Below are 12,991 nucleotides of genomic sequence, written 5' to 3' on the forward strand. Positions count from 1 at the left end.
CGCGGACGGCGCCGCGTGACCCGTCCCCGGCCGGACGCGCGGCACCGCGGGCACGTGACGCCGTTGTGCCCGCGGTGCGACGCGGTCGGTGGAGAAGCGGCCGGTCAGAAGACGAAGCAGTCCGCGTACCGGGTCTCCCGGCTGAGCGCGGCGGGCACGAGGCCGCCCGCGTTGCGGGTGACCTGGGCCGCCTCGGTCGAGTGCGGGGTGGTGCTCTGGCAGGACGTCGGCGAGCTGTGGCCGGACATCAGGTAGTCGCAGCGGCCGTTGCGGTTGTCGGGCAGGCCGAGGGCGTGCCCGAGCTCGTGCGCGGCGATCCGCGGCGGGTAGAAGCCGTCGTTGACCGCCTCACGTCCCATGTAGATGGTGGCGCGGCCGAAGCCGTTCATGTAGGTGCGGGGCCAGCCGTTGTCGGCGTACACCTTGACGGTCGCCTGCGCGCCGGTCGCGGGCCTGAGCTGGATCGCCGGCACGGCCGCGTTCCACGCCGCGGCGCCCTGGTCGACGGCCGTCCTGAACTCCTGGGCGGCACTGGCGTCGTAGTAGATCGTGCGGACCGCGACCGGGGCCGCGGCCGACGCCGGCCCGGCGGCCAGCGCGGGCACCAGGAAGGACAGCCCGAGCGTGACGGCCAGCGCCGCCATGATCTTGCGGAGGGACATGGGAGCTCCTACGGGGGTGGGGGCGGGGGTCAGCGGCCGATCTGCTGGTTGATCCACGACAGGTACGGCGCGATGCCGGTGTAGAGCGTGGTGGTGGCGCACTCGCCCATGTTGTCGCCGGGGCCGTGGGTCTCGCCGACGAGCGTCCAGTCGCCGCGGGTGCCGACGACCGCCGGGCCGCCGGAGTCGCCGTGGCAGGCCGAGTGGGTCCGGTCGCCCGAGACGCACACGTCGTTCGCGGTGCCGCCGCCGGCCGCGCACCGGCTGCTGGGCAGGATCGTCAGGTCGATCTCCTGGAGGACGGTCGCGGTCCTGCAGCTCGGCCAGCTCATGCAGCCGAAGCCGAGCAGCCGCACGGGGGTCCCCGCGGCGGGGTTGGACTGCGCCATCTTCACCGGGGCCGAACGGGCGGGGGTGGACAGGTGCATCAGGGTGAGGTCGGTGCCCGACCGGGTGGTGCGCCGGTCGATCTGGCGAACCTCGCCGCCGGAGTTCTTGTAGGTCGAGCCGATCCGGGCCTGCGACGCCGAGCCGCAGTGGTTCGCCGTGACGATCCACTGGGCCGCGACCAGGCTGCCGCCGCAGCCGTTGTTCAGCGACACCATCCAGGAGTAGGTCTCGGTGGCGCTGTGGCCGCCGATGATCGGCACGCCGCCCTCACCGGCGGGCTCGGCGGCGTTCGCGGACGTCACACCGCACATCGCGAGCGCGAAGGCGCACGCGACCAGCGTCGCCCGCAGCAGTTGGCGCATGACGGTTCTCCAATCGGGGGGTTCATGCCGCCGGGGCCGTTCCGCTCCGCGCACACGGAGCACCGCCCCGCATTTCTCGACGGGCTTGCGGGGAAACGCGTTCGCGAGAAGGGTGACGGCGGGCGGCATGAGCCGGGCGTCATTTTCCTGCGCTTGTGACGGCGCATTCGTCTTCTCGCGGGGACCACAGCTACGGGAGAGTAGCCGAGGGAAACGGACCTCCTCTAGAACGTGAAAAGCACTAGATGTTCAATGTGTATTTCGAGAGGTATAGAAACCCGCTGGTTCCAGCGTGTCCAACCGGGGTCGGCCCTGGCGTGTCCGCTCGCCGCCGCGGGGCGTCCCGGTCGGGCCGGCGCGGTCAAGCGCACGTCCCGCGACGGTCGCGGCGAGTAAAAGAACTATTCGGTACTTTGCCATTCAAAGCGGGCTGATTCCTTTACCTTTTTGCCGCCTCCCTCCTTCTCCTTGACCCGTGTTTTACTTTTCGCATGGGTAACTATTCACGACTCGGAATATCGACTGCCGTGTGGTCGCCGGAAACCGCCGTCCCGCACGGCGAAAGGAGAGAACGGTGAACTACGGAGAAGAGCTGCGACGCGAGATCATGTCGGAAGGGACCACCCCGCTGATCGGGGTTTTCGACATGTTCTCCGCCTCCGTCGCCGCGCAGCACTACAACGGGCTCTTCGTGTCCGGCTTCGGCTTCGCGGCGTCGCACTACGGCCTTCCCGACATCGGATTCATCGCCTGGCCCGACATCGTCGCCTTCGTGCAGCGGCTGCGGCTCGCCTTTCCCGGGCGGCACCTGCTCGTGGACATCGACGACGGCTACGTGGACCCCGAGGTCGCCTGCCACGTGATCGGGCAACTGGAGCTCATCGGCGCGTCCGGCGTGATCCTTGAGGACCAGCAGCGGCCGCGGCGCTGCGGGCACGTGGACGGCAAGCGGATCCTGCCGCTGCAGGAGTACCTCGACAAGCTCGACATGGTGCTGCGGACCCGGCGCGACCTCGTGGTGGTCGCCCGCACCGACGCCGGCGAGGAGGACGAGGTGCTGGCCCGCGCCGAGGCGCTGGCGCGCACCGACGCGGACGTCGTCCTGGTCGACGGCGTCCGGAGCGTCGAGCAGATCCGCCGGGTCCGGACGGTGATCGGCGACAAGCCGCTGCTGTTCAACCAGATCGCGGGCGGGAGGTCGCCGCGCGTCTCACTGCCGGAGCTGGCCGAGCTCGGGGTGAAGGTCGCGATCTACAGCACCCCGTGCCTGTTCGCCGCCCAGAGGGCCATGGAGGAGGCGATCGTCCGGCTCAAGCGCGACGACGGCCGCCTGCCCGAGCACACCGAGGGGAGTGTCGGGGTCCGGGAGTCCCTGGCCCTGCTGGAGCGCAACATCAGCCGCAACCACTCCAGGCCGGAACCGGCGGTCCTCCTCGCGTGACCCTCCGTCCGGCGGCACCGGTCCGGGGCGGGCGGTGCCGGGCCGCGGCCGCGTCCGCGGCGGGGTCACAGCAGGAAGACGAGCATGGCGGCGACCGCCACGTCGAGCACGCCGCAGGCCTCGGCGTAGGAGCGGGAGACGACCTTGTCGAGCTTCAGGTGGACGGCGTCCCACACCCCGTGGAGCAGCCAGCCGGCCGCCACCAGGTAGCGGCCGAGGTCGGGGTCCACCGCCAGGCTCGCGAGCGCGATCGCGCCGAACCCGACCATCCCCGCCGCCTGTGCTCCGAAGACGGCCCGCCCGTCCGGCGCCCCGGCGACGGCTTCCCAGACGAGCAGGACCAGCGCGGTGGCCGCGATCACGGCGGACAGCGGCACCGCGTCCTGCAGGCCGATCACGACCATGGCCACGACCATGGACCCGACGACGGGCCAGGACGCCCCGCGCCGGCCGATCCGGGCGAGGATCAGGTACTCCAGGGCCAGCACGAGCACCAGCTCGCCGAACCCGGACACCGCCTCGTCCAGGTCACCGAGGCCGCCGCCCCAGACGACCGCCGCGGCGGCGAGGGCCGCCGCCGTGGGCCAGCGCCGCATCAGCGCGTGGCTCCAGCCGTGGCGTGTGACTTCCTGTGCTTGCACGGTGATCCTCCTCGGATGGGCGACGCCTCCACCCTCGGGCGGCGCGAACGTCCGGGGTAGTGGCGGACCACCATGTGCGCGGATGACATCTGTCATGCAGATATCGGACAAATGACACCCCTCCCGGGAGGTGTTCCGCTGGAACAATGGCGGCGTGCGCACAGGGGCCGACGAGACGGGGCTGGCGGGGTTCCGCCGCTACACGTGGTGGGCGGTGCCGGGCACCAACGTGGCGGTACTGATCCTCTTCACCGGCGAATGGATCCTGGACGGCGACGTGCCGGTCCAGCCGCGCGTCCTCGGCGCGGCCGCGCTGGCGGTCGAGGCCGCGGCGGTGGTGGCCCTGCTGAACGCGCGGCTGTCGGCCGGTGCGCGGCCGCGCCCGCCCGCGGGCCGGCCGGCCGCCGGCGCGCTGGCCGCGCTCGTGCTCGCCGTCTGCTCCCTGGCCGTGCGCGACTACGGGGTGTGGCCGATCGCGCCCGCGCTCATGACGGCGGTCGCCGCGACCTACCTGGACCGCGGGCGCCGGCGCCTCCTGGTCGCCGCCGCGGTCGTCGCCGCGGCGCTGCCCGGCGGCGCCGTCAGCCTCCTGAGCGGGGACGGAGAGCTGCTGTACGCCGCGCTGTTCCCGCCCGGCGTCACCCTGTTCGTCGTCTGGGCCGTCCTCGGCCCCCTGTGGGCCTGGGACATCGCGGGACGGCTGGACGAGGCGCGCCGCCTGTCGGCCGAACTCGCCGTCAAGGACGAGCGCCTGCGGTTCGCCGCCGACCTGCACGACATCCAGGGCCACCACCTCCAGGTCATCGCCCTGAAGAGCGAACTGGCCGCCCGGCTCGCCGAGACCGACCCGCCGCGCGCCGCCGCCGAGATGCGGGATGTGCGGGGGCTGGCCGCCGACGCGCTCCGCGACACCCGCGCCGTGGTCCTCGGCTACCGCCGCACCAGCCTGGACGACGAGATCGCCAACGCCGCCCGGATCCTCGCCTCCGCGGGCATCGACGCCCGCACCACCGCGGAGCCCGCCGCCATCGGCGACACCGCCCGCCACCTCCTGGGCCTGGTGATGAGGGAGGCGACCACCAACCTTCTGCGCCACAGCCGGGCGCGCCACGCGTCCGTCGACTACCGCGTCACCGGCGGCGTCGCCCGCCTCCGGGTGGGCAACGACGGCGCGTCCGGTCCCGGCGCCGCACCCGGCACCGGCCTGAGCGCCCTCGCCGGCCGGCTGAGGACCGCGGGCGGCGACCTGACCTGGACCCGCGACGCCGACCGGTTCGAGCTCACGGCGTCACTGCCCGCCGGAGACGGCGAGGGCCGATGATCCGGCTCCTGATCGCCGACGACGAGGACCTCCTGCGCAGCGCCCTGGCCTCCCTTCTCGCGCTCGAAGACGACCTCACCGTGGTCGCCGAGGCGTCCACCTCCACCGACGCGGTCCGGCTGGCCCGCGAGCACCGGCCGGACGTCGCGGTCCTGGACCTGGAGATGCCGCCGGCCGACGGCCTGAGCGCCGCCGAGGAGATCGGGGCCGAGCTGCCGACCCGGGTCGTCCTGGTCACGCGGCATGCCCGTCCCGCCGTCCTGCGCCGCGCGCTCGCCGCCGGAGTCCGCGGCTTCGTCCCGAAGACGACCTCCGCGTCCAGGCTCGCCGAGATCATCCGCGACGTCGCCGCGGGCCACCGCTACGTCGACGCCGACATCGCCGCGGCCGCCCTCACCGAGGACGAGTGCCCCCTCACCGACCGCGAGTTGGAGGTGCTGCGCGCCGCCCGCACCGGAGCCTCGGTCAACGAGATCGCCGCCCAGGTCCACCTGGCGCCCGGCACCGTCCGCAACTACCTCTCCACCGCCATGACCAAGCTCCAGGCCCCCACCCGCCACGCCGCCGCCCACCGGGCCTGGCAGCAAGGCTGGATCTGACCCCGCCCCTACATCCGTGGGCGGGCGGGGAGAGACCTGCTGGTGAACCGCGATCCGGACCGTCGACGCCCGGACGGAGCACGACTGCCGGTTCTGGGAGGCGACGGCCCGGTAGCGGCCGGTGCGGGAGGCCGCCGGCGTTGGCCGCGCGCTGCGATGATGGGCGGGCCGCCGGCGGCGGGACCCGACCCGGCCGGGGGTCCGGGCCCGCGCCCCGCCGCCCCGAGGGAGCCGCCATGACGATCAAGGTGCTCGTCGCCGACGACCAGGACCTGGTCCGGGCCGGATTCTGCATGATCATCGACGCCCGGGAGGACCTGGAGGTCGTCGGCGAGGCGGGCGACGGCGACCAGGCCGTCCGGGAGGCCGCCCGGCTGCGCCCCGACGTCGTCCTGATGGACGTGCGGATGCCCGGCACCGACGGCATCGAGGCCACCCGGCGGATCACCGCCGCCGCCGACCCGCCCAAGGTCGTCATCCTGACCACGTTCGACCTGGACGAGCCGCTGTACGCCGCGCTGCGGGCGGGGGCGAGCGGCTTCCTGCTCAAGGACGTCCGCCCGCCGGAACTGGCCGACGCCGTCCGGGTGGTCGCGCGGGGCGAGGCGCTGCTGGCCCCGACCGTGACGCGCCGGCTCCTCGACCGGTTCGTGGCCGTCCGGCCGGCCGAACCCGCCCGGCCCGGACGGCTGGCCGAGCTGACGGACCGCGAGGTGGAGGTGCTCACGCTGGTCGCCCGGGCCGCCTCCAACGCCGAGATCGCCGGGTACCTGTCCCTCGCCGAGGCGACCGTGAAGACCCACGTCTCGTCCGTCCTGCGCAAGCTCGGTGCCCGCGACCGCGTGCACGCCGTCGTGATGGCCTACGACCTCGGTATCGTCCGGCCCCGCCCGTCACCCTGAAGTCGCATCCGCAAGACCCCCCGCGCGGTCGAGGCCCGCGGATCCGCCGCGCCCTAGCCTGATCACAGGAAGTGAACGAGCCATCACGGCAAGGACGGTGAACCGGTGTTCAGGTCACGACGGGTGAACGAGGACGAGGAGTGGGAGGGCGTCGTCGACGGCAAGTCCCGCAACATGCCGGACGGGTCGAACCTCTACCACTACCTCAAGGTCGCCTTCACCGACGGCAAGAGCAGGAAGATCCGCGTCGACGGCTCCCTCTGGAACGCGGTGAGCGAGGGCGACGGGATCGTCAAGCGGGCCGGCTCCGCCCCCTCCAAGAAGTAGGGAACCGCGGCCGCTGACGGACCGCCCCGGGCGGCGCCGTTCTCACAGCAGGGACGCGGAGTGGTCGGGGACGTAGGTCTGCATGTCGCGCGGCGGCCGCTCGTAGCCCTTGGGGGGCGGCCGCTCGGGGAGCGGCAGCCGCGGCGGCTCCACCGTCCGGTACGGGATCGTGGACAGCAGGTGGGCGATCATGTTGATCCGCGCGCGCCGCTTGTCGTCGCTGTCCACGACGTACCAGGGCGCCTCGGGGATGTCGGTGTGCACGAACATCTCGTCCTTGGCGCGGGAGTAGTCCTCCCAGCGGGTGATGGACTCCAGGTCCATCGGCGACAGCTTCCACCGGCGCGTCGGGTGGCCAGGCGGCTGCGGAAACGGCGCTCCTGCTCGGCGTCGCTCACGGAGAACCAGTACTTGCGCAGGAGGAGCCCGTCCTCGACCAGCAGCCGCTCGAAGATCGGGCACTGGTGGAGGAAGCGCGTGTACTCCTGCTTGGAGCAGAAGCCCATGACGTGTTCGACGCCCGCCCGGTTGTACCAGGAGCGGTCGAACAGGACGATCTCCCCGGCGGCGGGCAGGTGCTCGACGTAGCGCTGGAAGTACCACTGGGTGCGCTCGCGGTCGGTCGGGACGGGCAGCGCGGCGATCCGGGCGACGCGGGGATTGAGGTACTCGGTGACCCGTTTGATCGTGCTGCCCTTGCCGGCCGCGTCCCGCCCCTCGAACACCACCACGACGCGGGCGCCCTCGCTGCGCACCCACTCCTGCAGTTTCACCAGCTCCGCCTGGAGGCGGGCGAGCTCCGGCTCGTACACCCGCCGAGGCAGCCGCTCGACCTTGCTCATAAGAGATCCTTACCCAGCGGGACCGCTTTGAGGGGGGCGGGTTCGTCCCGGCTACGGCGCCGCTGGCTCCAGGTAGGGGGCGAGTAGTTCGTGGGCGAGCCGGCGGGCCGCGCGTTCGGCGAGGCCGTCCTCGATCATCCGAGTCAGGGCGTAGACGATCGACTGGACGAGTTCGGCGGTCCGGTCGGGGTCGGAGGCGCCGTGGTCGGCCAGGGCCGCGCGGAGCGGCGTCTGGAGTTCGTCGTGCAGCAGCCGGCTGGAGTTGGCCAGCGTGTCGGTGCGGCCGGTGGCCGCGAGGGCGCGGGCCAGCGCGTGGTCTCCGCGGGCGACGAGGCGGAGGTTGGCGTAGACGTAGGCGAGGATCCGGTCGCCGGGCGTCCGGACCTTCGCCATCTGCGCCTCGACGTAGGCGGACCAGCGCGGGAAGGTGTCGACGATGAGGGCGTCGAGCAGGTCGTCGCGGGACCGGAAGTAGGCGTAGACGCTGGAGCGGGCGAGCCCGGCCCGGCGGGCGACGTCCGCCAGGCCGGGGGCGCGCTCGGCGTCCTCGGACAGCAGGGTGCGGGCGGCGTCGAGCAGGGCCGCCCGCTGCGCGGCGCGGTGCTCCGCCACGGTCGGCGCCTGGATCTTCGGCACGCGGCCCCCTCCTCCTCGCCGGACGGCCCGGCCGGGGCCTCAGGCGAGCGCGGCCAGGCGTCCGTCGATCATCTCGTACACCGTGTCACAGTGGTCGAGAACGTCGTGGTCGTGGGTCACCATGATGGCCGCCACGCCGTGCTGCCGCGCCTCGCGGGCGAGCAGGCGGACGATCTCGTGGCTGCGCGCCCGGTCCAGGGCGGCGGTCGGCTCGTCCACGAGCAGCACGCTCGGCCCGGTCACCAGCGCCCGGGCGATGCCGACCCGCTGCCGCTCCCCGCCGGACAGCTGGTGGGGCCGCCGGCCGGCCTTGTCCGCCATTCCCACGTCCTCCAGCAGGGCGAGCGCGTCGCGGCCGGAGCGCGCGCGGCGCGGACGGAACCGCAGCGGCAGCCGGAGCTGGTCGACGGCGGTGAGCGCCGGGACCAGGTTGCCCGTCTGGAAGACGAACCCGACGTGCTCGCGGCGCAGTCTCGCTCTGGCCCTCGCGCCGGCGGCCGTGATGTCGAGCCCCGCCAGCGTGACCGTGCCCCGGTCCGCGCGGGCGAGCCCGCCCGCGACCGCGAGGAGGCTCGACTTGCCGGCCCCGGACGGGCCGACGATGGCGGCCAGCTCTCCGGGGCGCACCGCGAGATCGACGTCGTCGAGGGCCTGGACGGTCTCGGAGCCGTCGCCGTGCCTGAGGCCGACGCCCTCCATGACGAGTCCGGTGCGGCCGGCCGCTCCGGTCTCCCGCGGCCCGGGGGCCGACGTGGTCTGCTCTGTCATCGGTTGCCTCCGAGGGCGGTGGCCGGGTCGGTGGACGCGATCCGGGCGACGGCGGCGCCGGCCCCCGCGAGCCCGAGGAGGACGAGCCCCGCGGCGGCGCCCGTGACGCTCGGGGCGCTGAGGGCGAACGGCATCCCGCCGCCGGTGATGAGCGAGCCGAGGCCGACGCCGATTCCGGCGCCGATCCCGACGGCGGCGACCAGCAGGAGGAACGCCTGGGTGAGCGCGTCGCGCAGCAGCCAGCCTCTCGACGCGCCCATGGCGCGCAGCACGGCGACCTCGTGCTTGCGCTGGATCGCCCAGACGGCGAAGAACGCCCCGACGACCAGGGCGGAGATGGCGTACAGGAACACCTGGATGAGCTGGAGCGTGGCCGTCTCGGCCGAGTAGCCGGGCGAGGCGCCGTAGGAGTCCTCCAGCGTGAGGCTCTCGGTTCCGGCGGCGGCGTCCCCCGCGGCGAGGTCGACCGGCGCGCCGGCCTTCGCGCGCACCGCCACGGCGGTGATCTCCCGCGTGGCGTGCGCGGGCACCGGGTCGCCCGGGGCCGCGCCCGCCTTGATCAGCTGCCAGGTCCGCAGCGGCACGTACGCCACGTCGACATGCCCGAAGGTGTCCTGCCGGGGGGTGGCCCCGACGACGCGCAGCCTCGTCCCGAGCCGGGCGACGGTGATCGTGTCGCCGACGCGCAGGCCGGCGTCCAGGGCCGTGGCGCTGACGACGACGCCGTCCGCGTCCTTCAGCCGCGAGCCCTCGCCGACCTCGGGCGACAGGAAGGAGTCCGGCGCCACCCCGAACAGCGCGAGGTCGACGTCCACGCCCCGGCCGCTCTTGGTGTTGGCGAGCGTGTTCCCGTAGGGGGCGGCCTGCGCCACGCCCGGACGGCTCCGCCAGGCGTCCACGGCGGACATGTCCACCACGCTCCGGGAGAAGGCGGAGTCGTGCTGGACGTCGCGCTCGAACGCGAAGGAGGTGACGGGCAGGTTCTGCAACCCGGACACCCCGTCCCTGACCAGTCCCACCGACAGCCCGGACAGCATGACCATGAGGACCGCGATCAAGCCCACGACGGCGCCCATCAGCCCGAACCGGACCTTGGCGAAGCGGAGCTCGCGAAGCGCGAGGAACATCAGCCCCACACCCGCGCATTTATCGACATCATGTCGACAAGATAGCAACACGGTGTCGCCAACCCGGGCCAGGGGCCCACTAACGGCGGAACCTTCCGCGGCCGGTGGGCGGGCGGGGAGCGGCCGGGTCCGGCGCGGGGGCGGTGGGGCCGGGGACCGTGCCGGGCAGCATCAGGGCCGCCACCAGCAGTGGGGCGAGGGCGGACACCGCGCCGCCGAGCGTCATCGCCGAGCGCGGCCCGAGCAGCTCCGACAGCCGTCCGATGAGGGGCGCGCCGAGCGGGTTGGTGCCGAGGAAGACCAGCGTGTACAGCGCCATCACCCGGCCGCGCATGGCCGGGTCGACGTCGAGCTGCATGGTGGAGTTGGCGGTGGTGGTGAACGTCAGCACCGCGGCGCCGGTGGGGACCAGCAGCACCAGGAACAGCCAGTACCACGGCATCAGCGACACCGCCATCTCCAGCACCCCGAACAGCGCCGCCGCGCCGAGCATCAGCCGGCGGGTCGGGCGCGCCCGGCGGGCCGCCACCAGCGCTCCGGCCAGGGAGCCCGCGGCCAGCATGGTGGAGGCCAGCCCGAAGGAGGACGCCCCGGTGTGGAAGACCTCCTTGGCGATCAGCGGGATGGTCACCGCGAAGTTCATCCCGAACGTGGCCACGAGCCCCAGCAGCAGCAGGACCGTGACCAGCTCCCGGCGGGCCCGCACGTAGGCCAGGCCCTCCCGCAGCTGGCCCTTGCCCCGGGGCACCGGGTCGGCCGAGCGCAGCTCGCCGGTCCGCATCGACGCCAGGGCGGCCAGCACGGCGGCGTAGGACGCCGCGTTCACCAGGAAGACCGGTCCGGTGCCGATCACCGCGATCAGCAGCCCCGCCACGGCGGGGCCGAGCACCCGGGCGATGTTGAAGCAGGCGCCGCCCAGCGCGATGGCGTTGGGCAGGTCGGTCCTGCCGACGATCTCCACCACGAAGGTCTGCCGGGCCGGGTTCTCCACGACCGTGGCGACTCCCAGCCCGAACGCCAGCAGGTACACGTGCCACAGCCGGGCGCCTCCGGTGACCGCCAGCAGGCCGAGGACCAGCGCGAGCAGGCCCATCGCCACCTGGGCGAGCACCAGGACCCGGCGCTTGGAGTAGCGGTCGGCGATCACCCCGCCCCACAGCCCGAACAGCAGCATCGGCAGGAACTGCAGGCCGGTGGTGATGCCCAGCGCCGTCCCGTCGTTGTGGCTCAGTTCCAGGATCAGCCAGTCCTGGGCCACCCGCTGCATCCAGGTGCCGGTGTTGGACACCAGCGCTCCGGCCGTGAACAGGCGGAAGTTGCGGTTGCGCAGCGAGCGGAACATCGGCGCCGCCGGCACCCGCGCCCACCGCGACCGGCCTCCGTCCGGGCCTCCGCCTTCGGTTTCGCCGTACTCGTCAGCAGGGTTCATCGCCTCTAGGTTCACTCATGACACGAAGCGCCGCCGGAGACCGCGCCGCGACGCGCGGTGCTCCCGTCGGGCACGGCTTTGGAACGTTTTATTCAGGCGCTAGGATCACGGCGGGCGAAGAAGAACGGCGGGAGGCGGAAGCCCCCCGCCGTTCGACTGGTGCGGTCACGGTGTTAGGGCACCGTCTCCGCTACTGCATCCCCGACGGCTTGCGCCGTCAGGCGATGTCAGGCTCCTCCTGGGCCCGCGCCTTCTTGGCGCGGGCCTTCCTGATCTGCTCCTTCGTCTTCTGCTCGACGAAGATGAGGCCGACCGCCAGTGCTCCCAGGCAGACCAGGAGATACCCGGCGATCGTGTCCTGCGTGAACTTCGGGGGCTTCTGGCCTGCGACCAGAGTCCCCCAGAACAGGCCCAGCAGCGGCTTGGCCGGCTGGAGCTGAGCGTGTGCGGAGATGCTCAAGCCCCGCTTCCAGGCGGCGCTCGAGCACAGCGCGCTGATCGTGGCCAGCGTGCCGACGCTCAGGGCGCCGACCGTGGACCACACGCTGTGCTGGCCGACCTGCGTCGGGCCGCCGGCCCACAGGAAGAGCAGGAACAGCGCCGGAACCGAGACCAGCCCCTTCAGGGCACTGGCCGTCAGCACGGCCTCCTTCCGGGTGCCGGCCTTCGCCTCGGCCTCCTTGACGGCGATGGCCGCCAGCTCGGCCTCCTCGGCGGTGCCGGCCGCCAGTTCGGCCTTCCTGGCGGCGCTGACCGCCAGTTCGGCCTCCTTGGCGAACTCCTCCTCCAGGCGGCCCAGACCGGTGAAGATCCGCGCCATGGCCCAGTACATCATCCCGTTGAGGACGACGCTCAGGATCCCGATGGGCGAGAGTTGCCAGGCCGCCATGCCGTACAGGAGCGTGGCGCCGGTGCCCGAGACGAGCACCCACCCGACTATCTGCCAGTTCTTGCGTCCCGACACCAGGGCCGCGATCATCGGCCCCACCATCAGGGCCAGCACCGCGACCATCGCGTAGGGCATGTGGTGCAGCGCTTCCTGCCCGCTCCAGATGCTGACCGGTGAGGTGCATCCGAAGATGAGCGCCGAGCGCTTGACCCGCCTGTCGACCTGCCGCCACTTGGGACGGACGACCAGCCAGAGGGCCGTGCACGCCGCGACGTCGGTCAGGAAGGCGGTCACGAAGGCGGGCATGCCCGTCGCTCCCGACTTCAGGAGCAGGACGTTGTTGCCGGTGCCGACGACCATCGCCGCCACGGCGACCGTCCACGCGATGGCCGGGCGCCGCCTCTTGGCGGGTCCGGTCACCTCGTTGGTCAGCCACTCGCGGGCGAGCTTCACCCGCCGCGGCACGAAGCCGCAGATGGTGAGGATGAACGCGAGCGCGCGAGCGCGTTCGCGGCTTTCGAGGTTCCTCAAAGGGACCCCCTCCTTTGTGAGTGGTGCTCACGAGGAGGTCCGGGGTCTTCAATCCCGGTCCTCCTCGCTGCACCCGATTGACGGGCGCAACTCGAAGACCGGGATCGGTCCTATTTTGTCGAGT

13 protein-coding genes and 1 pseudogene are annotated in these 12,991 nt (G+C 72.9%); 5 read left to right on the plus strand and 9 right to left on the minus strand.

Features of this window, described 5'->3' with window-relative positions; translation table 11 throughout:
- Positions 1 to 104: 104 nt before the first annotated feature.
- Positions 105 to 662: a snapalysin family zinc-dependent metalloprotease gene (locus BKA00_RS30970; RefSeq protein ID WP_185031067.1), complete on the minus strand. Its 558-nt coding sequence runs from the start codon at positions 660 to 662 to the stop codon at positions 105 to 107.
- A 29-nt stretch (positions 663 to 691) separates the two neighbouring features.
- The gene (locus BKA00_RS30975) at positions 692 to 1,414 is read right to left on the minus strand and encodes a S1 family peptidase (protein WP_185031069.1); all 723 of its coding nucleotides are present in this window, start codon (positions 1,412 to 1,414) and stop codon (positions 692 to 694) included.
- 574 nt (positions 1,415 to 1,988) lie between these two features.
- On the opposite strand from BKA00_RS30975, the gene BKA00_RS30980 reads away from it, so the two are divergent.
- Positions 1,989 to 2,855, plus strand: coding sequence for an isocitrate lyase/PEP mutase family protein (locus tag BKA00_RS30980; RefSeq protein ID WP_185031071.1), 867 nt, complete (start codon positions 1,989 to 1,991; stop codon positions 2,853 to 2,855).
- Positions 2,856 to 2,920: 65 nt separating this feature from the next.
- On the opposite strand, the gene BKA00_RS30985 is transcribed toward BKA00_RS30980, so the two are convergent.
- The gene (locus BKA00_RS30985) at positions 2,921 to 3,496 is read right to left on the minus strand and encodes a hypothetical protein (RefSeq protein ID WP_221493356.1); all 576 of its coding nucleotides are present in this window, start codon (positions 3,494 to 3,496) and stop codon (positions 2,921 to 2,923) included.
- Positions 3,497 to 3,650: 154 nt separating this feature from the next.
- On the opposite strand from BKA00_RS30985, the gene BKA00_RS30990 reads away from it, so the two are divergent.
- From BKA00_RS30990 to BKA00_RS31005, 4 genes are all read left to right on the plus strand, one after another.
- Positions 3,651 to 4,817 (plus strand): histidine kinase, encoded by a 1,167-nt coding sequence (locus BKA00_RS30990; RefSeq protein WP_230299043.1) that lies wholly within the window; start codon positions 3,651 to 3,653, stop codon positions 4,815 to 4,817.
- Positions 4,814 to 5,416: a response regulator transcription factor gene (locus tag BKA00_RS30995; protein ID WP_185031073.1), complete on the plus strand. Its 603-nt coding sequence runs from the start codon at positions 4,814 to 4,816 to the stop codon at positions 5,414 to 5,416. The genes BKA00_RS30990 and BKA00_RS30995 overlap by 4 nt, the downstream gene beginning before the upstream one ends.
- Positions 5,417 to 5,652: 236 nt before the next feature.
- The gene (locus BKA00_RS31000) at positions 5,653 to 6,318 is read left to right on the plus strand and encodes a response regulator (protein WP_185031075.1); all 666 of its coding nucleotides are present in this window, start codon (positions 5,653 to 5,655) and stop codon (positions 6,316 to 6,318) included.
- A 105-nt stretch (positions 6,319 to 6,423) separates the two neighbouring features.
- On the plus strand, positions 6,424 to 6,645 hold the full coding sequence (locus tag BKA00_RS31005) for a DUF7489 domain-containing protein (protein WP_221493357.1): 222 nt from the start codon (positions 6,424 to 6,426) through the stop codon (positions 6,643 to 6,645).
- Between the two features lie 42 nt (positions 6,646 to 6,687).
- On the opposite strand, the pseudogene ppk2 reads toward BKA00_RS31005, so the two are convergent.
- The 6 genes and pseudogenes from ppk2 to BKA00_RS31035 all read right to left on the minus strand — a co-directional run bounded on the left by ppk2 (position 6,688) and on the right by BKA00_RS31035 (position 12,867).
- Positions 6,688 to 7,487: pseudogene (gene ppk2 / locus BKA00_RS40935) on the minus strand (polyphosphate kinase 2).
- Between the two features lie 51 nt (positions 7,488 to 7,538).
- Positions 7,539 to 8,123, minus strand: coding sequence for a TetR/AcrR family transcriptional regulator (locus BKA00_RS31015; protein ID WP_185031077.1), 585 nt, complete (start codon positions 8,121 to 8,123; stop codon positions 7,539 to 7,541).
- Between the two features lie 39 nt (positions 8,124 to 8,162).
- Positions 8,163 to 8,891 (minus strand): ABC transporter ATP-binding protein, encoded by a 729-nt coding sequence (locus BKA00_RS31020; RefSeq protein ID WP_185031079.1) that lies wholly within the window; start codon positions 8,889 to 8,891, stop codon positions 8,163 to 8,165.
- A complete protein-coding gene (locus tag BKA00_RS31025) occupies positions 8,888 to 10,018 on the minus strand; it encodes an ABC transporter permease (RefSeq protein WP_185031081.1) in 1,131 nt (376 codons plus the stop codon). The genes BKA00_RS31020 and BKA00_RS31025 overlap by 4 nt, the downstream gene beginning before the upstream one ends.
- Positions 10,019 to 10,097: 79 nt before the next feature.
- On the minus strand, positions 10,098 to 11,447 hold the full coding sequence (locus BKA00_RS31030; RefSeq protein ID WP_230299045.1) for an MFS transporter: 1,350 nt from the start codon (positions 11,445 to 11,447) through the stop codon (positions 10,098 to 10,100).
- A gap of 217 nt (positions 11,448 to 11,664) precedes the next feature.
- Complete coding sequence (locus BKA00_RS31035; RefSeq protein WP_185031083.1) at positions 11,665 to 12,867, minus strand: DMT family transporter; 1,203 nt, start codon at positions 12,865 to 12,867, stop codon at positions 11,665 to 11,667.
- Positions 12,868 to 12,991 lie beyond the last annotated feature (124 nt).

Origin of the sequence: Actinomadura coerulea (genome assembly GCF_014208105.1) — a bacterium.
In the GTDB taxonomy this organism is placed as follows: Bacteria; Actinomycetota; Actinomycetes; order Streptosporangiales; family Streptosporangiaceae; genus Spirillospora; species Spirillospora coerulea.

Coding starts and splice junctions, on each gene's coding strand:
- BKA00_RS31030 (WP_230299045.1), bottom strand. CDS start 11,447: ATGAACCCTGCTGACGAGTACGGCGAAACCGAAGGCGGAGGCCCGGAC.
- BKA00_RS30975 (WP_185031069.1), bottom strand. CDS start 1,414: ATGCGCCAACTGCTGCGGGCGACGCTGGTCGCGTGCGCCTTCGCGCTC.
- BKA00_RS30995 (WP_185031073.1), top strand. CDS start 4,814: ATGATCCGGCTCCTGATCGCCGACGACGAGGACCTCCTGCGCAGCGCC.
- BKA00_RS31025 (WP_185031081.1), bottom strand. CDS start 10,018: ATGTTCCTCGCGCTTCGCGAGCTCCGCTTCGCCAAGGTCCGGTTCGGG.
- BKA00_RS31000 (WP_185031075.1), top strand. CDS start 5,653: ATGACGATCAAGGTGCTCGTCGCCGACGACCAGGACCTGGTCCGGGCC.
- BKA00_RS30970 (WP_185031067.1), bottom strand. CDS start 662: ATGTCCCTCCGCAAGATCATGGCGGCGCTGGCCGTCACGCTCGGGCTG.
- BKA00_RS31020 (WP_185031079.1), bottom strand. CDS start 8,891: ATGACAGAGCAGACCACGTCGGCCCCCGGGCCGCGGGAGACCGGAGCG.